Origin of the sequence: Pontibacter beigongshangensis, from assembly GCF_014332515.1 — a bacterium.
Taxonomy (GTDB): Bacteria; Bacteroidota; Bacteroidia; order Cytophagales; family Hymenobacteraceae; genus Pontibacter; species Pontibacter beigongshangensis.
Map to the genome: position 1 here is coordinate 1 of NZ_VFSD01000001.1, position 21,168 is coordinate 21,168.

Sequence of the window (21,168 nt, forward strand, 5' to 3'; positions counted from 1 at the left end):
TCGCCTTAGGTCTTGAATATACGCCTACAGGAAGAGTTTGGGAGACCTCTTCGGCTCCGGCTGCTGCTCCGGCCCGCGAGCGGGGGATTTGACTTGATGCAGGGGTACTGGGATGTACGAAGTACCCCTCCAGTTTAATTTCTAAATAGGCTTAAAGCGCGTAAAGCAGCCAAAAAACTTATCTCCCTTCATTTCTGATTTCTAATATGTCATACTTCGGGTGGGGCAGAAAAAGGAATGTTCTAAATTCCCTGTGACCAAATTGCAAGCGGAGACAAACTCAGTATGGATGTATTAACATCAGAAGTATCTTATAAAGCTGTTCTGGAAAGCAGTTTATTTTCACAAACGTACGATAGTTATACCAATTCCGGATTATTGAGGTGTTTGTGTTTGTTACCTTTAGACCATTAGGTACAGAAAAACAGTAACGTTATCAGACTTGGGGGGAAGCAGGAATATGATTCAAAGTAATTATTTAAATCAAAAGTGCCCTCCAGAGCCTGCAATTACTGCTGCTGCTTCAAAGCATAGCCGGCACAGAATTGCTTGGTGGATTTTTCATTATAGCCTAAACCCTGAAATTAACTGTTAAGGCGAGCGAGCATCAACTTGCCTCCAGTGGCCTCTCGGAAGAACTATTTAATAATTTTGGCGATCATGCATCAGACCATTAACCGGATTATTCTAATGAAAATGCCCCTCCTGAAGACCTTTTTGCTGCTGCTGTGCCTGTTGCCGCTAAATAGCGAAGCCCGGGATGAGAAGCAAGATAAGGCCTTTGAAAAAAAAGTTATAAAAGTGCTGCGGGCGCAGGTGTTAAAAGAGGCTGCTTGGGCGCTTGTGCAGGAGCCTGAAACAGTAACGGCTGCTGTGGCCGAACGGAGTGCTGGCGGCAGGCACGATTTCTATTCGGAAGGCGATTATTGGTGGCCCGACCCGGAAAATCAGGACGGGCCTTACCTGCAGCGTGATGGTATGACCAACCCGGACAACTTTGTGGCTCACCGCGAGGCCATGATCCGGTTCAGCCGCATAGTGGGAGCGCTTGCCTCAGCTTACAAAATAACCGGCGATGCCACCTACGCCAAGCACGCATTCCGGCACCTGAGTGCCTGGTTCGTAGACCCGGAGACTCTGATGAATCCCTCCCTTAACTTTGCACAGGCCATTAAAGGAAGAGTAACCGGCCGGGGCATTGGCATCATCGATACTATTCACCTGATGGAGGTGGCGCAGGGGGTGCTGGTGATGGAAAATGCCCCAGGGGTAGACCAGGTCATAGTGGATGCCATCCGGAACTGGTTCAGAGAATACACTATCTGGCTGACTACGCACCCGTATGGGCACGAAGAAATGAACTGGAAAAATAACCATGCCACCTGCTGGGCCATGCAGGTAGCCTCCTTCGCGCGCTTAACCGGCGACAGGCAACTGCTGAGCTTCTGCCGTAGCAGGTACAAGGACATATTGCTGCCCAACCAGATGGCAACCGATGGGAGTTTCCCGCTGGAGTTGGCCAGAACCAAGACTTACGGGTACTCTCTCTTTAACCTCGACGCCATGACCATGCTGGTGTACCTGCTCTCCGACAGTTCTTATAATCTCTGGGAATACACAACGCCTGACGGCAAATCCATTCAGAAAGGAATAGCATTTCTGTATCCCTACGTGGCGCAAAAAAGTAAATGGCCCTTTGCCCGGGATGTGATGTACTGGGAGCATTGGCCTGTGGCGCAGCCGTTTCTGTTGTTTGGAGCTAAAGAGCTGAACCATAAGGCTATGTTTAAAACCTGGAAAAACCTGGAACATGCTCCAAGAGAGGCTGAGATCATCCGAAACCTGCCGATCCGAAACCCGCTGATCTGGCTTTAAATGGCTAAGTCCGCAGAAAGAGGCAAAGAGACCATCATCGAACATCTGCCGGAGACCTTACCATTGAAGAGAGGCTGTCGGCAATTACCAAATATTGGAATAATTACGTAGAGGTATGGCTTGGTCTTTTGGTGATCAGAACGAATGTTAATTTTAGATAAAATTAGAAGTACCCGCTGTAGAGTCGGATTGTCGTTCTTGAGGAACCAGACCTGATTCTTGTGGAACAGGAGTATTAATTTTTATAATGCGGTTGTTTCTGGAAATAAAAAGGCTTACATTTCTACATGCTTACCTTAACTTTAGTTGTCAAACCACCTATGCGTCAGAGCTATAAAGGCCTTGTTGTGTTCGCCTTGCTTCTTTTGTCGCTTGTTCCCGCATTCTCCCAAAAAGCGGATTTTTCGTTTCGGCACCTATCCATTTCAGCAGGCTTGTCGCAGAGTTCGGTAATCTCCATAGCCCAGGACCATAACGGATTAATGTGGTTTGGCACCCGCGACGGGCTCAACAAATATGACGGTCACACCTTTACGCAGTATAAGCATAATCCTAAAGATGCCTATACGATCAGCAACAACGACATTACCGAATTACTGGTAGATACGCAGGGCGATCTTTGGATAGGCACTTTTCATGGTCTGAACAGGTATGACTACCAGCAGAATAGGTTTATACGCTTCGAGCATGAGGATGAGAACAGCGCCAGCATCTCCAACAATAATGTATGGTCAGTTTGCGAAGACCGCCAAGGCGATGTGTGGATCGGCACATCTAACGGGTTGAACCGGTACGACAGGAAAAACCAGACATTCCAGACCTTTCGCCACGACCCTAAGAACCCCAACAGTCTGTCCGGAGACTTTATCCAGGATATTTTAGAGGATAGCGAGGGGACGCTGTGGGTGGCTACATCGCAGGGGCTCAACAAAATGACCATAGATATGGAGGGGAAGCCCACTGTCACAAGGTTCACACGCAATCCTGGGCAGCCCCACACCATCAGCGACAACCTGACGCAGAAGCTGGCAGAAGACGCCTACGGGAACCTCTGGATCGGAACAAAGTATGGCGGCCTGAACAAAATGAATAAAAAAACAGGGGCCGTCGAAGTTATCCGGCATAAGCCGGAAGACCCTAACAGCATCAGCCACGATGATGTGCGCGCACTGGTATTCGACAGCGCCGGTAAGTTGTGGGTGGGCACTTACACAGGGCTTAACCTGCTGGACCCAGGCTCTATGCAGGTGCAGCGGCTGCAGAACAACGAAGGCGACCCGCACTCGCTGAGCAGAAACTCTGTGAAATCTCTTTTTCTGGACCGGAAAGGCTCTTTGTGGGCAGGCACCTATTATGGTGGTATTAACCTCCTCGATAGCCAGAACAGCAATTTTAAGAATTATAAAAATATAGCGGGCCAACCGGGGCTCAGCTTCGATGTGATCAGTGCCATCAAAGAAGACAGGCAAGGCAACCTTTATATAGGCACAGAAGGAGGTGGGGTGAATGTGCTGAACACTAAAACGCAGAAATTCAGCTATATCCGGAAAAACGAGACTGCCAACTCCATTAGCCATAACAACGTGAAGTCACTCCTGTTAGATGGCCGCGACAACCTGTGGATTGGCACCTTTAGCGCAGGATTGAACATTGTGAACCTGAAAACCGGAAAGGTCAGCCGCTACAGGAGAGATGCGACAGCTGCTTCTATCAGCAATGATAACATCTATGCCATCGTACAGCAGAATGACAGCCTGTTCTGGCTGGGCACCCATGGCGGTGGCCTGAACCTGTTCAACTGGAAAACAGGCAAGGCTACGGCCTTCAGAGAGGGAGTAAACAGCAACCTGACCAGCAACCTGGTCAGAACCGTGCTGAAAGATGGGCAGGGTAACCTATGGGTAGGAACGCAGTATGGGCTTAACTTCCTGTCGGCTTCGCAGATGGAGGCAAGCAACCCCACATTCAGGCACTTTTTCTATGACATCAACAAACGAACCGGCGAAGATGTCTTAACCATTTTTGAGGATAGCCAGAGAAGGATCTGGGTGGGTACGAGCGCCTCGGGGCTGAGCATGTGGGACAGCGTTTCAGGCAGCTTCAGGACGCATAACCTGGAAGTGATGACCGGCTCTGCCAGCAACCTGGTGCACGGCATTATGGAAGACGGCCAGCGAAACCTCTGGATCAGTACAAACCAGGGAATCATTCAATATAACCCCGGCACCAAAACCTACAAAGCCTACAGTGAGACAGATGGCCTGGTATCGAACGAGTTTAACAACAACTCGCGGCTGGAGGCGAGCAATGGCTACATGTACTTTGGCAGCCTGGCCGGCATTACCAGTTTCCACCCCGACAGTATTGCTTCCAACCAGTATGCTCCGGCCGTGGTCCTTACAGATTTTAAACTCTTTGGCCAGTCCGTAAAGGTGGGGGAGCAGGAAAGTGTGCTGGAGAAGATAGTCTCGGCTACCAAAGAGGTGGTGCTGGATTATGACCAGGCTATTTTCAGCATCGAGTTTGCCCTGCCCAACTTCATTAATTCCCGGAAAAACCACTACGCCTACCGCTTGAAAGGGCTGGAGGAGAACTGGAACTACACCAGCAGTAACAACGCCACCTACACCATTCAGGCGCCAGGCGATTATGTGTTTGAAGTAAAAGGCGCCAACAACGATGGCGTCTGGACAGAGCATCCTACTGTGTTGAAGGTAAAGGTAAACCCTGCCCCATGGCGCACCTGGTGGGCTTACAGTATCTATGCGCTGTTGGTGCTGGCAGCCATTTTTCAATGGATGAAAATTGTGCTGTCGCGCTCCAGGCTCCGGCACGCTCTGGAACTGGAGCATCTGGACAAGGAAAGGCAGGAGTCGCTGAACCAGATGAAGATACAGTTCTTTACCAATGTGTCGCACGAATTCAGGACGCCTCTTACCCTTATACTGGCCCCGCTGGAGCAGATGGTGGCTAAATTTAAAGGAGATAAAGATGCGTATAAGCAGCTGGTTACCATAGAGAACAATGCCAACCGACTGCGCCGCCTGATCGATGAATTAATGGACTTCCGGAAGTACGAAAACAATGGCCTGGAGCTGCAGGCCTCGGAGGGAAACATCGTGAAATTTGTAGAGGATGTGTATGCCTCTTTCAGGCAGTTTGCCGAAATGCAGAAATACCACTACAGCTTCAGCAGCGACACGGACGTTTTACTGGTGTGGTACGACCGCGAGAAAATGGAGCGGGTGGTCATGAACCTCATTTCCAATGCCTTTAAGTATACGCCCCGGGGCGGGACTATAGCAGTGAGTGTTAAGCAACTGCCGGCAGCCGTGGAGATTAAAATTACCGATAATGGAGTAGGCATAGAAGAAGAACACCTGGAGAAAATATTCGACCGCTTTTATGAGGTGGATCAGAGCCGCAATCTCCTGATCACAAAGTATAACAAAGGCACCGGCATTGGGCTGGCGCTTGCCAAAGGCATTGTAAACCTGCATTCTGGCAAGATAGAGGTAGTGAGCAGAAAAAAAGAAGGCAGCACGTTTGTGGTGGTACTACCCTTAGGAAATGAACACCTGCAGCCGGAACAGATGGTGAATACAGCACGGCCGGTGGAAGGCCATGACCAGGCCGAAATAGAAACACTGTTGCCTGCAGTAGCGGAGCCGGAGATGATGATTGCCGGGCCCCGACGGTTTGAACGCTCGGTGCTGGTGGTAGAAGACAACGAAAGCCTCCGGAAATTTATAGCTCAGATATTTAGTGAAGAATATGATGTCTGGGAAGCCACCGATGGCAGAGCAGGGCTGGAAATGGCCCTGCAGCACGTGCCGGACCTTATTATAAGCGACGTGATGATGCCAGAGATGGATGGCATCGACCTCTGCGCCCAGGTAAAGTCAAACCTGGAGACAAGCCATATCCCCTTTATTCTGCTTACGGCCCGCACCTCGCAGCAGTTCAGGCACGAAGGCCTGGAAACCGGTGCCGACGACTACCTCAACAAGCCATTTAATGTGCAGGAGCTGAAGTTTAAAGTCCGGAACCTGGTAAACACTCAGCAGAAACTGAAAGAGAAGTTCGCCAGCCAGACGGTAGTGAAGCCCAAAGAGATCACGGTTTCTTCGCTGGATGAAAAACTGCTGGAAAAAGCACTGCTGATTGTAGAGGAGAACATCTCGAACGAGACCTTCGATATCGCTACTTTTTGTGAGGAACTGGGAGTAAGCAGGACCATGCTATTTACCAAAGTGAAGGCGTGGACCAATCTCACACCAAATGAATTTATCCATACCATGCGGATGAAACGCGCCGCCCAGTTGCTGGAGCAGAATAAGCTCAACATTTCTGAAGTGGGCTATGAGGTTGGGTTCCGTAACCCCAAATACTTCAGCAAGTGCTTCCAGAAACACTACTCCGAAACCCCAACCGCCTACGCCAAAAGATTCGCCAATCAAAAAGTGGTGGAAGGTTGAGACCTTGCCGGCAATGATTCCGATATGGGCATGTAAGGTGAGCAGGGCTTCCGGCAGCCGGGTTCTGTGGCAAACCTGCAGTAAATGCCTGCTTTGTGCCCTGCTCAACTTTTAAGGGAACATTATTTTTTCCCATGCAGCCAGCTCAGCAACTCCTTCCAAATATTTTAAAATCCTTCGTTAAGGCCAAAAAACTAACCCTTTCTAACCCCGACAATGCTAAAAGTACTTCTGTATACCCTAAACCGGATTTTCAGAAAGGCAAATTATCCGACCTTAGGTTCATGAATCAGGGGCATAGAGTAGCCCAGCATTAGGCAGGTAGGGCAGGAGCAGCAATTATTTAAATAAAAAAGCCCCTCCGGCATTTTATAACAACAGCCGGTGCTGCTGCTCCAACCCTGCCATCTTGTTTTTCTGGATCAATTCTTTACTAAAGCAGAAGTACACATGAACAAATTAGTACACATTTTATGCCTGTTCGGGGCCACGGTTCTGATAGGATGCTCCGGCCAGGGGCAGCGGCCGAGTACAGCTACTGAAAAACTGGTTACAGACGACCAGTTGATCGTAGCAGCCCTGCAAAGGCTGGAGAAAGGCCTCGCCATAACACCGGATTCAAATCAGATTCCGCGGGCAGTGGAGCACGATGGCAGCATCCGGGGGGTGAAATCATCGGATTGGACCAGCGGCTTCTTTCCGGGGAACCTCTGGCTGGCCTATGGCTACACCAACGACCCCCGTTACCGGGAGCAAGCCGAAAAGTGGACTGCCTTTATAGAGAAGGAGAAACACAATAACCGGACCCATGACATGGGCTTTAAAGTGAACTGCAGCTTCGGGCAGGGCTATGCCCTCACCCAGAACCCACACTATAAGGCTGTGCTGATTAAAAGTGCCGAAACGCTCATGACCCGGTACAACCCAAAAATTGGCAGCCTCCGCTCCTGGGACCACAACCGCGACAAATGGGAGTTTCCTGTGATCATAGACAACATGCTGAACCTGGAACTGCTCTTTCTGGCAACCAGGTTTACCGGCGACTCTTCTTTTTACAAGGTGGCCCACCAGCATGCCCTCACCACCATGCAACATCATTTCCGAAGCGATTACAGCACATTTCATGTAGTGGATTATGATCCGGTTACGGGCAAAGTAAAATCCAAGGCAACACACCAGGGCTATGCCGATGGTTCTTCGTGGGCGCGTGGCCAGGCCTGGGCCTTATATGGCTACACCATGGCCTACCGCGAAACCGGCGATAAGCGCTTTCTGGAGCTGGCCGAAAACATAGGTCAGTTTATCCTCAACCACAAAAACCTGCCTGCCGACATGGTGCCATACTGGGACTTTGATGCCCCAAATATCCCGGACGCGCCGCGCGATGCGTCGGCGGCCGCTGTCATAGCATCGGCCTTCTATGAACTGAGCACTTATTCTGCCGCGCATACTGCCAGGTTTAAGACAGCGGCTGATCAGATTATGGCAGCTCTGTCTTCTGATGCTTACCTGGTACCAGCTACGGCCAGCCATCCGTTTATTTTGCGGCACAGCACCGGCAACCTGCCCAAGAACGACGAAATAGATGTGCCCATCTCGTATGCCGACTATTACTACCTGGAGGCGCTGCTTCGGAAGAAGAATGGGTTTACTGGCCCGCTGTCAGCTTTCTGAGGCAACCCAAGGCAGCAATGATATAGCATAACCATCTTCTCTGAGCCGCAAAGAGGTTTTAGGTGGAGGAAGCTCACCTGTTTTGTAAACTGATGAAAAAGAGTAGTCAATGAGGAATCCTTGTCAATAGATACTGGCTGATGCAACTTGTATTAAAAAAGCATCAGCAGGCTCTGGAGGGGTGTTTTGATTCAAATAATTGCTCCTTTCATCAGTTTACAAAACAGGTAGCTATTGGCGCTAAACAAACCGCATCAGCCCCATTTATATGAAGTATATGAGCCGATTATCTACCGCTGTACTCTTGTCGCTGCTTATGCTTTCGTGCGCCGTCAGGCAGCAAAGCGATGTAGCGCAGGTAAGCACTGCTGCCCAGAAAGGGGGCTGGTCCTCCAAATTTGTTTCCCTGAACCCCGACGGCGGCCTGCGCTACCATCCGGATGAGAAAGGAAATGTGATCCCGGATTTCAGCCGTGTTGGCTATCATCAGGGGAATAAAGAGATTCCGGTGCTGCCAGTCGTGAAAACAATCCGGCCGCCCGGCAGCGGGTCCAGCCAGGAAATCATTCAGCGCGCCATCGACGAGGTGTCTGCCCTGCAGCCGGATAAGGCCGGGTTCAGAGGGGCCATTCTGCTCAAAAAAGGCGATTACCTGATTCCGGGCAGCCTCCACATCCGGGCAGGCGGCATCGTGCTCAGAGGCGAAGGCGATGAGGCCGGCGGCACCAGGCTGGTGGCCACAGGCAAAGGAAAAAGATCGCTGCTGCAGGTAACGGGCACGGGCAGCCTTGTAGAGCGGCCCGGCACCAGAACGCCCCTAACAGATGCCTTTGTGCCCACCGGCGCCATGTCGGTTCGGGTGGCTGCTGCAGCCATTTTTAAGGCGGGCGACCGCATTATCCTCTACAGGCCCGGCACTACCCGTTGGATCACCGACATCAGGATGAACCAGATCGAAGCCCGGGAAGGCACAAAGCAATGGGAGCCGCAACAATACGACCTGCACTTCGAGCGTGTCATAACCAGCATAAATGGAAATGAAGTGTTTTTAGATAACCCGGTGGTGATGGAGATGGAGAGCCGGTACGGCGGCGGCGAAATCTATGGCTACTCCTTTGAGGGCAGAATATCGGAAGTGGGCGTGGAGAACATCTGCTTTGAGTCGGAATACGCCGGCGAGGAGGACGAGGACCATGGCTGGATTGCCGTGGATTTCAGCAAAGTGGAGAATGGCTGGGTCAAAAACGTGACTTCGCGGTACTTCGGCTTTGGCTGCGTGAGCCTGGGCAAAAGCGTGAAGCAGGTAACGGTGCAGGACTCAAAATGCCTGGATGCCAAGTCGCGGATCTGGGGCGGCCGCCGCTACTCGTTTAACAACGACGGCCAGCTCAACCTGTTCCGGGACCTCCAAACCACCGAGGGCAGGCACGACTTTGTAACAGGAGCCATGGTGTTAGGGCCCAACGTGTTTTACAACTGCACCGCCACCAACGCCCACAGCGACATTGGCCCGCACCACCGCTGGTCGGCCGGCACCCTCTACGACAACATCAGCACCGACGGCGAAATAAACGTGCAGGACCGGGGCAACTGGGGCACAGGCCACGGCTGGGCGGGCGTAACACAGGTGCTCTGGAACTGCCAGGCAAAAAAAGCAACGGTGCAAAGCCCCTGGGCCTCTGGCAGAAATTATAGTATCGGCCTGCAGGGGCAGCAGGCAGCTGGCCGCCTGGCCGGGCGACCAGTCGGGGAGTGGGAAGGCCTGAACCAGCCGGGGCTGCAGCCAGCCTCTCTGTACTTATCTCAATTAAAAGCAAGAAAGAAGGAGGCCTTGGAGGAGAGGTTGTAACGGGAGCCAGCCTTAGAGATCTCATTTTTTAGCAGAAGCAGACATCATGCGGGAAGACGAACAACAAACGGGGAAAAAAGTAAAAGCAAGTGTGCTCCTGGTGGAGGACAACTTTGAGATCAGGGATTTTCTGGTGGATCTCCTCTCGCCCCTGTACCAGGTGCTGGAGGCATCAGATGGTCTGGAGGGCTGGGAGGCGGCAACAGAAAACCTGCCCGACCTGATAATCAGCGACGTGACCATGCCAGAGATTGACGGAATAGAGCTGACGCAAAAACTCAAGTCTGATGAACGGACGAGCCATATCCCCATCATTCTGCTCACGGCCCGTGGCACAGAGAGCCACCAGGTAGAAGGACTTGAGAATGGAGCCGACGAGTATATTGCCAAGCCATTTAACGTGCAGCTGCTGCTTCTGAAGGTCAGGAATCTGCTCACCCTCAGCACAAAGCTGAAAGAAAAATTTAGCCGCTATATTAGGCTGCAGCCACAGAACCGGGAAATGGAAAACCCGGATGACACCTTTTTACACAGGCTGATGAGGGTGCTGGAAGAAAATATGCAGAACCCTGATTTTGGAGTAACAGAGCTGGGCGGACAGATGGGGATGAGCAGGCCTGTTTTGTTCCGGAAAATCAAAATGCTGACCGGGATGTCTGTCTTAGACCTTATCCGGTCGGTGCGACTGAAGAAAGCGGAGATGCTGCTGCGGCACAACAGTCTCTCGGTGGCAGAAATAGCGTATGAGGTCGGCTACAACGATCCCAAATATTTTAGCAAACTTTTCCGCAACCTGTATGGCGACAACCCCTCTGACTACGTTAAGTAGCCGGCTCAAAAAAATGGTGCCGGATTCTGAAGAGGCAGCAGCAGCACCAAGTACCTCAGAAGGTCACTTTTCATTAGCATAATTGCTCCTCCACCCAACCAGGCTCACTTGTAGGTGCTTTGATGATTTAGATGATTCGGAAATTTGAAAACAAACGAGGAAGCCCCCTGGCAACACATGACCACACAACGCATGTTACCGGAATCCTGCGGCTTTACTTAGGCTCCGGAGGGGCAATTTCATTCAAATAATTTGCCCTGTGTGGGGGAACTGGTGAACTGCAGCCGATTATGGAAGATGGCGGAAAAATTTCCTGAAAATTATGACTGTTTGTTACCTGCAGAACTTTTCGATACCATTAATTGAACGATATGAACCCTTGCGGCAAGCCGGATTTTCTTATTATTGTATAGCTGGTTCAAACAACCCCAAACCCACGGTGCTGCGTCGAGTTAAGAGGCAGGTTACTCTTGAAAATAAACATCCTGGTACTTCGTAAAATTAGAAATTAGAAATTAGAAATTAGAAATGAAGGCGGTGAAGCCTTCTGGCAGCGCTACAAATCTTACTCTTTTCTGAAAATCAAGTTGGAGCAACATTAGTTTAATATGATCCGGTGTAAGCCGATGTGCCTGACCTGATTACTGAGAAAATAACGATTGTTCGTTCCCTTTCGGACTATCCGATACCCATCGTGGAACGATTGAGATACCTGGTGAACAAATTTATTCGCTAACCTTGCAGGGAGCAAGGAGATAGCCATACAACATCGACTGACCTGCGGGTTAAACATAAAACAGCAGCTGCCACAGGGCAGTCGGTTCCATTTCATTGTCTTGAAACCTTTATTATTAATATCACAAACCGCTATGCATAAATATATACAACTAAAAAGCTTTTCCAGGACAATCCTGACTGGGATTGTTTTGCTGCTCCTGGCCTTGCCTGCCTGGGCACAGGTAAAGGTAACCGGAAAAGTCACCTCATCAGAAGGGGAGGCGCTGGTGGGCGTAACCGTTATAGTGCAGGGCACCAGCACCGGCGCTTCTACCGACATCGACGGCATGTACGCACTTACGGTTCCCTCTCCGTCTTCGGTGCTGGTTTTCTCCTACGTAAGTTTCCAGACCAAGACGGTTACAGTTGGAAACCAGGCTACGATCAACGTTACGCTCGCGGCTGATTCCAGAACGCTTTCGGAAGTAGTAGTGGTGGGGTACGGAACACAGGATGCCCGAGACGTAACGGGCTCCATCGTATCCGTTAGCGCCGAAAAAATAAACGAGCGCCAGCCAGTCGATATCTACGATGCCCTGCAGGGGCAGGCGGCTGGAGTGCAGATCAACTCCGATAGCCGCCCAGGGGCAGAGTCTTCGATCCGCATCAGGGGAACTTCTACCCTGGAGGGGGGCGTAAACCCTCTGTTTGTGGTAGACGGCGTGCCAATGGACAACATAGACGGCATCAACCCGAATGATGTGCAGTCGATCGAGATTCTGAAAGATGCCGCCTCGGCTGCCATTTACGGATCTCGTTCTGCCAACGGTGTAATTATTGTAACCACCAAGCGCGGCGTGCAGGGCAAGCCCAAAATCGACGTGCGCTACAACCACATGATGAGCCAGCTGGCCCACAAGCTCCCGGTGGCAAACGCCAGCGACAGGCGCGTTTTTGAGCGTAAAATGCGCGGCGATGCCGTAAACAGCCCCTTAAATGCCGACTCCCTGAACCCGGCCTTTAACGCCGACAATGACCTGCAGGACATGATTACCCGCATGGCCAGAAGGCATCAGCTAGATTTTACCGTGAGCGGCGCCTCCGACAAACTGAACTACTACACCAGCCTCGGCTACCTCGACGACGAAGGCATTATTCTGAACAGCTGGGCAAAGCAGGTAAGAGCCCGTGTAAACATAACCTACAAGGCCACAGACCGGTTTGAGTTCGGCAACAGAATGCAGTTTTCTTACCAGACAGAGAACCGGATAAACGAAGGGTTTGTATTGCGGCAGGCCACACAGCGGCCGCCTACCTTCCGGGTATACCTTCCGGATGGCACGCTGGCGCCCATCATTGCCGGTCGCCGGAATCCGCTGGCAGAAGCCCTGCTCCGGAAAAACGAGTACCAGACCTACTCTGCCAACGTCTACAACTACCTCACCTACCAGATTGCCGATGGCCTGAAACTGACATCAGACTTCAACATCAGGGTGAACTACGGCGACCGGCTGCATTTTACGCCTAAACTGGTCAACAACAACGTGAACAGCGGGGGCTACAGCAATAGCCTGGGCACCTACTGGATGCAGCAGAACTACCTCAACTACGACAAGACATTTTGGAACGATCATGCGTTCAGTGCGGTGCTGGGGGTAAGCACAGAGCAGTGGGTAGATAAAAGCTCACAGATAGAGGGCAGCAACTATGTAACGGAGTCTATCATCACATCGAACGCCATTGGGAACAAGTCGCTGTCAGATATCTACAACGATGAGTCGAGGCACTCGCTGGCCGGTATATTTGGCCGCTTAGGCTATAACTACAAGGGCCGGTACATGGTAAACCTGGTGGTGCGCCGCGATGGCTCCTCCCGCTTCGGCAAAAACAACAGGTGGGGCACTTTCCCGTCTGCCTCGGTAGGCTGGCGATTTTCAGACGAGTCGTTCATGGCCTGGACCAGCCGCGTGCTGGATGATGGCAAGCTGCGCCTGAGTTATGGCGAAACCGGCAATGAGCGCATCGGCAACTACGATGCCCTGGAGCGCTACACCTTTGGCGGCAACTACTACAACGGCGTGCTGGGCATTGTGCCTTCCAGAATGATGAGCAACGACAACCTGAGCTGGGAAACGACCAAGCAGCTGAACGTAGGCCTGGACCTCACTTTCCTGAAAAACAGAGTAACCTTCACGGCCGATTATTACGACAAGATCACCGAAGACCTGCTTTACGGTGCCCCGCTTCCGGGCGAGATCGGTTATACCTCCACCCGGGTGAACGTAGGCTCTATCCAGAACAAAGGCCTGGAATTTACCCTCAACACGTATCCCATCCGGAACAGCAACCTGACCTGGAACCTGTCTTACAACATGGCATTTAACCAGAGCACCGTGCGACAGCTGTTTAACGGCGTTCCGATGATCACCTCCGGGCGGTGGTACCTGGAAGAAGGCGGTGCCGTGGGAGACTTCTATGGCTACGATCACCTGGGTGTTTACGCCTATAACGAGTCGAACGCTTATACGCCTGAGGGGGTAAGGTTAACGCCAGTCTTTAACGAAGGGGGAAATTTTGCGCACTATATGCTGCATGAGCAGCAGTATACGGGCGAGGTGAAGCAGATGCAGATGCCGAACGGTATCTCGAAAGGCGGCGACGTGATCTGGCACGATGCCAACGGCGACTTTGTGATAGACGACAAAGACAGAGTTATACTGGGAAATGCGCAGCCAAAGTTTATTGCCGGAATCTATAACCAGGTAAACTACCGGAACTTCAGCCTGGCCTTCAGCTTTTATACCCAGTGGGGAAACAAGATCTATAACAAAGGACGCTACGAGCAGGCTGGCTTAAGAACTACGAACATCACGCCAGACAAAAACTTTATCCATGCTGCCTGGGAGCACCCCGGCGATGTGACCAACGTGCCGCGTGCCGTTATCGCCAACAACACCACCATGAACAACATGCCGGAGCTCAGCAGCTTCTTCCTGGAAGACGGCTCCTTTGTACGCCTGAGAAACGTAAAACTGACCTACACTTTTGATGAGTCGCTGACCAGCCGCATTAAACTAAAGGGCCTGAGCATTTATGCCTATGGCAACAACCTGCTCACCTGGACCAACTACAGCTGGTATGACCCGGAAATAAGCCTGGGAAGCCCGCTTTCGATGGGCGAGGACAACGGAAGATATCCAAGAGCCCGTCAGGCCGGATTGGGACTAAACCTTAACTTTTAATCATTAGCATCATGAAACGAATATTCTATATATGTGCCTTTCCGCTTCTGCTGTCAGTTTCTTCCTGCGAGAGTTTTCTGGATGAGCAACCTGTGTCGGAACTATCGGCAGATAAATTCTGGAAAAACCAGGACGATGTAGTGGCGGGCATAGCCGGTATGTACGACGGGCTGCAGTCCGTTGTCAGCGAGCGCTATATCGACTGGGGCGAAGGCAGGTCCGATAATTTTATGCACGGCCCCACTTCAACCAGAGAGGTGAAGTTCTCATTCAACGGCCTTACCGCCGACCTGCCGCAGCTGAACTGGGACAACCTATATGTAACCGTTCTGCGGGCGAACCTGGCCATCAACTACATTCCGGGCATCACGGGTGGCGATTTAACCCAAGGGGCCAAAAACCATTACCTGGCCCAGGCCTACGCCATGCGTGCCTACTGCCATTTTACGGCCGTGAAACTGTGGGGCGATGTGCCACTGCTGCTCGAGCCCGTATCTGACAGAAACCTGAAGATAGAGCGCACGCCCGCTGATGTGGTGCTGGCGCAGGTGGTGGAAGACCTGAACACGGCTGCCTCGCTTGCCAACCCGGCCAATGCGAGTGTGTATGAAATAAACATCGGCAGCATCTACGCCATCCTGGCAGATGCCTACATGTGGCAGAAAGATTACGCCAGTGCAATCCAGGCAACGGATAAGCTCCAGCAGCTGAACCGCTACACGCTGGCTAAAACGCCTCTGGAGTGGAACATGATCTTTACCAACCCTAATAATGCCAAGGAGGCTATCTGGAGCCTGTTCTGGTCATTTGAGCAGGACGGCAGCAATGAGCTGGCGGCCCGGATCGGCAGCAGCACCAACACCAGTAACTACGAGATGGATGGGGCATTGCTTGACAAGTGGGAACTGCAGAAAAAGGATTTCCGGCGCTACCTGACATACGACACGCTGCAGGCGGCTTCGGGTAGTATCTCAGACATTTACAAGCACTACCCGCTGGAGGGAGGCGTGCAAACCCTGCCGCAGCAAACGCAGGCAGTGGTGCAGAACTCGCTGTACCGCCTGTCTGACATCCTGCTGATGCGTGCTGAGGCTCTCAACAAGCTCGGCGGCGATGCCAACAAGGAGGCAGCCATTGCTATCCTCAACCAGATAAAGACAAGGGCCGGCGTGGCTCCCGTGTCGGCAGACCAGTTTGCTTCGCAGCAGGAACTGGAAACCGCTATTCTGGATGAACGCCAGCTGGAGCTGTTCGCAGAAGGAAAAAGGTGGTTCGACTTGAGGCGGACCGACCGTGTGATTGACGTGATGGACCCGGTGCTGCGGCGCAGGCAGGAGCAGAGAGGGGTAGGGGTAACCGGCTTCGGAGATCCGGGCTTTATCCTGTTCCCGATTAGCCGCGATGCCCTGAATGAGAATGACAACCTTGCCCAGAACCCGCCTTATTCCAGATAATTTTAAAGCCACTGTATCATGAAAAAATATATAAACTGTAAGCAGCGTTTTATCCTTGCCGCCTGCGCCTTACTATTGAGCAGCTGCGACTTTGCAGGGCTGGAGTTTCAAAAAGACGATAAGTACCATTACGAGGTACTGGATCCGAAAATAAACATGTCGGCCTGGGATTACATAAACCAGCCACGGGCCGATACGCTGTTTAACATGGCTATACAGGGTGTCAAATACGCAGGACTGGAAGAGGAGTACAAGAAGCAGGGCCGCACCTTCATCATCCCCACCTGGACCACCTTCAAGCGTGTAAACACCAGCAACGGCACCCTGAACTCTGCCGCCTATTTCTACAAAAGAAAACCAGACGGCACCAATGCCACCGGCTGGAAAGACATTCCGGTGGAAACGGTCCGGAAGTTTTTCCTCTACCATATCGTGGATGGCGAATATTCCTTCGATGAACTGACTCCGGACAATACTGTGGTGACCACCCTGCTGGACGAGGCAGACAACAAAATGACCTTGCGGGTCCTTAACGACCGGAACTCCAGAATAGAAGTCAACAATTACCTGAACACCAAGCGGACCTCCTCTATCCGGACCAGCAACCTGCAGGTAACCAATGGGGTGGTGCATGTTACGGATAACTATTACGAGCCAGGAGTTAAATGATAAGAGGTGTGTAGCCGCTTAGTTGGCTGCCAGTAGAAAACCGGCCAAAAGGTGCCTTACACACTTTATCGGACTGGATTCCTTTTGTAATCTTTTCTAGGCAGGAGGAGGATCTTTCATCAGGTCCTTCTCCTGCCTTTTGGCTGAGTAGCCATTCCAAAAATCCTGAGTCTTCTTTTCATCCTGGTTTGAATGCCTACCAGTACATCTACACCTGGTGTGTCCTTTACGCAGGTCAACCTAAGCTTTCACAAAAGACTGGCAGTAGCTTTTGAAATCACTTAAGTGTGTTCCCTACTCTAGGGTATGTATATCCTGATACCTATTGGCTCCAACTGTCTTGGCTGCAGCTTGATCCGAAACCCTTCGGCCGCATTGTTTTATTAGCAGTCGTCTAAGCGATTCCGCCAGGGGTGCAGAGCCCCTTCCCCGGTGCCTCAAGCCAGAGTCCAGGACTGATTCGATAGCCTTCAAAGGTCACTCATCTCCAAATCATCTCATCTTCAAATTTCCAAATTGAAAAATTAACTCATCAGCACACTACATCAAATTATTCAAATGAAAAATGCCCTCCAAAGCATTTTCCAGCGGCTGCTGATCCTGCTCTGAAAAGAGTGGGCGGGTGGGCACGAAGAAGCAAGGTGCCTTTGAAGAAAGGTGCCTTTTTTCAATAATACGGAAAGCTTCAGATGATGTGCTGCAGCAGCCTGGGTGCCTGAAGGGGCATTTTTATTCAAATAATTTCTTTTCGGGCCAGGAACTGTATCTGCTGTTGGATCCCGATAAGGTTCTGAAGCAACAGCAGAAGAAATACGCTCCGGGAGGGCTTTTTCATTTGAATAATTGCTCCGACTGGCAATCCGGCTGCATCAGGTCAGTGCAACAGGCTCCGGCACAGGCAGGATGCTGCTGAACTTCAAGGCGTTAGCAGCGAACCTTCTGGTCTGCGATTGGTAAAAGGGATTTCAACCACCCCGGACCTGGTACCGGTGAAAAAATAAGCGCATCCGGATCGTGATGCCTGCCTGTTGTTTACGTAAGCACACATTATAGAAGCAACAGACAGGCTGCTACAAGCCAGCTCCGACCTTTTGAAAGATCCTGCTAAATGATGAGAAACGAATTTAAATTCATAGGCCCCCTGTCTCAACTGATCACGTTAGATAATCTTTCTTTGAAAGGGAGAATACCCGGTGAATTGACCGAGCCCTTACACACAGCCGGAATATTACTTCAAGGAAAAAAAATCTATAAAATTGGCCCCTATAATGATCTGAAAGAAACAGCGTCAGCCTTAGGTGCCGTTTTTACCATACTGGAACAGCCCTTTGTGTGCCTGCCAGGATTTATAGATGCCCACACCCATATTTGTTTTGCCGGTTCGAGGGCCAGCGATTATGCCTTGCGAAATGAAGGAAAAAGCTACCTGGAAATTGCTGCTTCGGGAGGAGGGATCTGGGATACCGTGACGCAAACCCGCAGCACCTCCTTAGAAGACCTGGCTGCCCTAACCACAAGCAGGGCGGAGCGACATCTACGGGAAGGCGTCACGACTATTGAAGTTAAAAGCGGCTATGGGCTATCGGTAGCCGAAGAGCTTAAAATGCTGCGGGCTATAAAACGAACGGCCAGCGAGGCAAGGGCCGACATCCTGAGCACCTGCCTGGCAGCGCATACTTTACCAAAAGATTTCCGGGGCAACAGGCAAGAGTACCTGCGCGACTTGCAGGAAAATTTATTTCCGGTTCTGCTTCAGGAGCAACTCTGCAGCCGGGTTGATGCCTTTATTGAAAAAGAAGCTTTTTCAGCAGACGAGATAAGACCTTATTTCCGGCAGGCAAAACAACAGGGCTTCGATTTAACTGTTCATGCAGATCAGTTCTCTACAGGCGGAAGCGCATTGGCGGTTGAGTTGGAGGCAGTAAGTGCCGACCATCTGGAGGCCAGCACCGACAAGGAAATTAAACTGTTGGCTGCCAGCAATACAGTGGCTGTGGCCCTGCCCGGCGCTTCTGTGGGGTTGGGCTGCGCCTTTGCTCCGGCCCGCAAACTGTTAGACCAGGGGGCAAGCCTGGCCATTGCCAGCGACTGGAATCCAGGGTCAGCGCCCATGGGCGATCTGCTCACACTCGCCTCAGTTTTAGGCGTATTCGAGAAACTATCGGCTGCAGAAGTCTTTGCCGGTATAACGTTCAGGGCGGCCAGGGCGCTTGGCCTGCACGACAGGGGAAAACTGGCGCCAGGCTTTTTAGCCGATTTTGTACTGTTTCCCGTTTATGATTACAGAGAAATTCTGTATCACCAGGGAAAACTTAAGCCGGCCGCTGTCTGGAAAAGAGGTCGTCCGGTTCTGTAACACGCAAGCAATTTTCTATGAATTTCAAGGAAGAAATCAGGCAAGGCATCCCGGCGGCACTACCTCCTAAAAGGGCTTACGACCATACCGTGAGCCATGCGCCCAACAGAAAGCAGCTACGGCACGTCGAAGAAAAGAAATTAAGTATCAGCAATGCCCTGCGCTACTTTCCGCCGGAATGGCATCAGGAACTGGCCGCCGACTTCCTGGATGAGTTAGAGACCTGCGGCAGAATTTATATGTACCGGTTCAGGCCGCCCTATGCTATGTATGCGCGCCCGCTACAGGAGTATCCGGCCAGGTGCGTGCATGCCGCCTGCATGATGCTGATGATTCAGAACAACCTCGATCCGGCCGTAGCGCAGCACCCACATGAGCTCATTACCTATGGCGGAAACGGAAGTGTATTTCAGAACTGGGCCCAATACCTGCTGGTGATGCAATACCTTTCCCAGATGACAGCCGAGCAGACCCTGCACCTGTACAGTGGCCATCCGCTAGGCCTTTTCCCCTCCACACCTGCCGCTCCCAGAGTTGTTATCAGTAACGGGATGATGGTGCCTAATTATTCCAGGCCAGCCGACTGGGAGAAATTCAATGCTTTTGGAGTTACGCAGTATGGGCAGATGACGGCTGGCTCCTGGATGTACATAGGTCCGCAGGGGATCGTGCACGGCACAACCATCACTGTGATGAATGCATTCCGAAAATGTTTAAGAGCGGATGAAACCCCTGCCGGAAAACTGTTCCTGACAGCAGGCCTGGGCGGGATGAGTGGTGCCCAGCCTAAAGCAGGAAATATTTCGGGCTGTATCACGGTTTGCGCCGAGATAAACCCAAAGGCAGCCCGCAAGCGATTGGAGCAAGGCTGGGTAGATGAGCTATTGGAGGATATCGACCAACTCGTTGCCCGTACAAAAAAAGCGCAGGCAGGCAAGGAGTGCGTATCCCTGGCCTTTATCGGCAACGTGGTGGAGGTCTGGGAGCGCTTCGCCGATGAAAATATAGTAGTACACCTCGGTTCAGATCAGACATCGCTCCATAACCCCTGGTCCGGTGGCTATTACCCGGCAGGCTTAACGCTCGAGGACTCCAACCAACTGATGGTCAGGGACCCGGAGCTGTTTAAACAGCACGTGCAGGAATCGCTCAGGCGGCAGGTGGCGGCCATAAACAGGCATACCGCCAGCGGCACCTACTTTTTCGATTATGGCAATGCCTTTCTGCTGGAGGCGGGGAGAGCCGGGGCCGATGTAATGGCAGCCAACGGCACTGACTTCCGGTACCCCTCGTACGTGCAGGATATTCTGGGGCCTACCTGTTTTGACTATGGCTTTGGCCCTTTCCGTTGGGTTTGCACTTCAGGCAATCCACAGGATCTGGCTCTTTCTGACCAAATGGCACTGGCTGTTTTAAAAGACATGCTCCTCACAGCGCCACCGGAAATTGCACAGCAGTTACAGGACAATGTGAAGTGGATGGAGGAAGCCGCCCGCCATCAGCTGGTGGTAGGCTCCCAGGCCCGCATATTATATGCCGATGCAGAAGGCCGGGCAAAAATTGCGGAGCAGTTTAACAAGGCTGTACGCAAAGGTACGTTAGCTGCGCCGGTTGTGCTCGGGCGTGACCACCATGACGTAGGCGGAACAGACTCGCCTTACCGGGAAACAAGCAACATCTATGACGGCAGCAAATTCACCGCCGACATGGCCATACAGAACGTAATTGGCGACAGCTTCAGGGGAGCTACCTGGGTATCTATCCACAACGGTGGCGGCGTAGGATGGGGCGAAGTAATAAACGGTGGCTTCGGGCTGGTGCTGGACGGGACCGAGGAGGCTGAGAGCAAACTGAAGAACATGCTCTTTTTTGATGTGAACAACGGCATTGCCCGGCGAAGCTGGGCCCGTAACCAGGAAGCGATCTTTGCCATCAAGCGCGAAATGCAAAGAACGCCCCTCTTGCAGGTTACGGTGCCGAACCTGGTAGAGGAGAAAACTTTAGAGCAGGTGTTTTAAACCCGTG

The 21,168-nt window shown here is 51.7% G+C and carries 10 protein-coding genes; all 10 read left to right on the forward strand.

Annotated elements, in window-relative coordinates; all coding sequences use genetic code 11:
- Positions 1-690 precede the first annotated feature (690 nt).
- A complete protein-coding gene (locus FJM74_RS00005; protein WP_241738885.1) occupies positions 691-1,875 on the forward strand; it encodes an alginate lyase family protein in 1,185 nt (394 codons plus the stop codon).
- Between the two features lie 320 nt (positions 1,876-2,195).
- Positions 2,196-6,353: a two-component regulator propeller domain-containing protein gene (locus tag FJM74_RS00010; protein ID WP_187260508.1), complete on the forward strand. Its 4,158-nt coding sequence runs from the start codon at positions 2,196-2,198 to the stop codon at positions 6,351-6,353.
- Between the two features lie 450 nt (positions 6,354-6,803).
- Positions 6,804-8,027, forward strand: coding sequence for a glycoside hydrolase family 88 protein (locus tag FJM74_RS00015; RefSeq protein WP_187260509.1), 1,224 nt, complete (start codon positions 6,804-6,806; stop codon positions 8,025-8,027).
- 277 nt (positions 8,028-8,304) lie between these two features.
- Positions 8,305-9,876: a hypothetical protein gene (locus tag FJM74_RS00020; RefSeq protein WP_187260510.1), complete on the forward strand. Its 1,572-nt coding sequence runs from the start codon at positions 8,305-8,307 to the stop codon at positions 9,874-9,876.
- A 46-nt stretch (positions 9,877-9,922) separates the two neighbouring features.
- Positions 9,923-10,705: a response regulator transcription factor gene (locus tag FJM74_RS00025; RefSeq protein WP_187260511.1), complete on the forward strand. Its 783-nt coding sequence runs from the start codon at positions 9,923-9,925 to the stop codon at positions 10,703-10,705.
- A gap of 869 nt (positions 10,706-11,574) precedes the next feature.
- Positions 11,575-14,664, forward strand: a complete 3,090-nt coding sequence (locus FJM74_RS00030; protein WP_187260512.1) for a SusC/RagA family TonB-linked outer membrane protein — start codon at positions 11,575-11,577, stop codon at positions 14,662-14,664.
- A gap of 11 nt (positions 14,665-14,675) precedes the next feature.
- Positions 14,676-16,118, forward strand: coding sequence for a RagB/SusD family nutrient uptake outer membrane protein (locus FJM74_RS00035; RefSeq protein ID WP_187260513.1), 1,443 nt, complete (start codon positions 14,676-14,678; stop codon positions 16,116-16,118).
- Positions 16,119-16,136: 18 nt separating this feature from the next.
- Positions 16,137-16,787 carry a fasciclin domain-containing protein gene (locus tag FJM74_RS00040; RefSeq protein WP_187260514.1) on the forward strand — a complete coding sequence of 217 codons (651 nt, stop codon included), beginning with the start codon at positions 16,137-16,139 and terminating at the stop codon, positions 16,785-16,787.
- 1,198 nt (positions 16,788-17,985) lie between these two features.
- Positions 17,986-19,143, forward strand: a complete 1,158-nt coding sequence (hutI, locus tag FJM74_RS00045) for an imidazolonepropionase (RefSeq protein ID WP_317175517.1) — start codon at positions 17,986-17,988, stop codon at positions 19,141-19,143.
- Between the two features lie 17 nt (positions 19,144-19,160).
- Positions 19,161-21,161: a urocanate hydratase gene (locus FJM74_RS00050; protein WP_187260516.1), complete on the forward strand. Its 2,001-nt coding sequence runs from the start codon at positions 19,161-19,163 to the stop codon at positions 21,159-21,161.
- Positions 21,162-21,168: the final 7 nt, after the last annotated feature.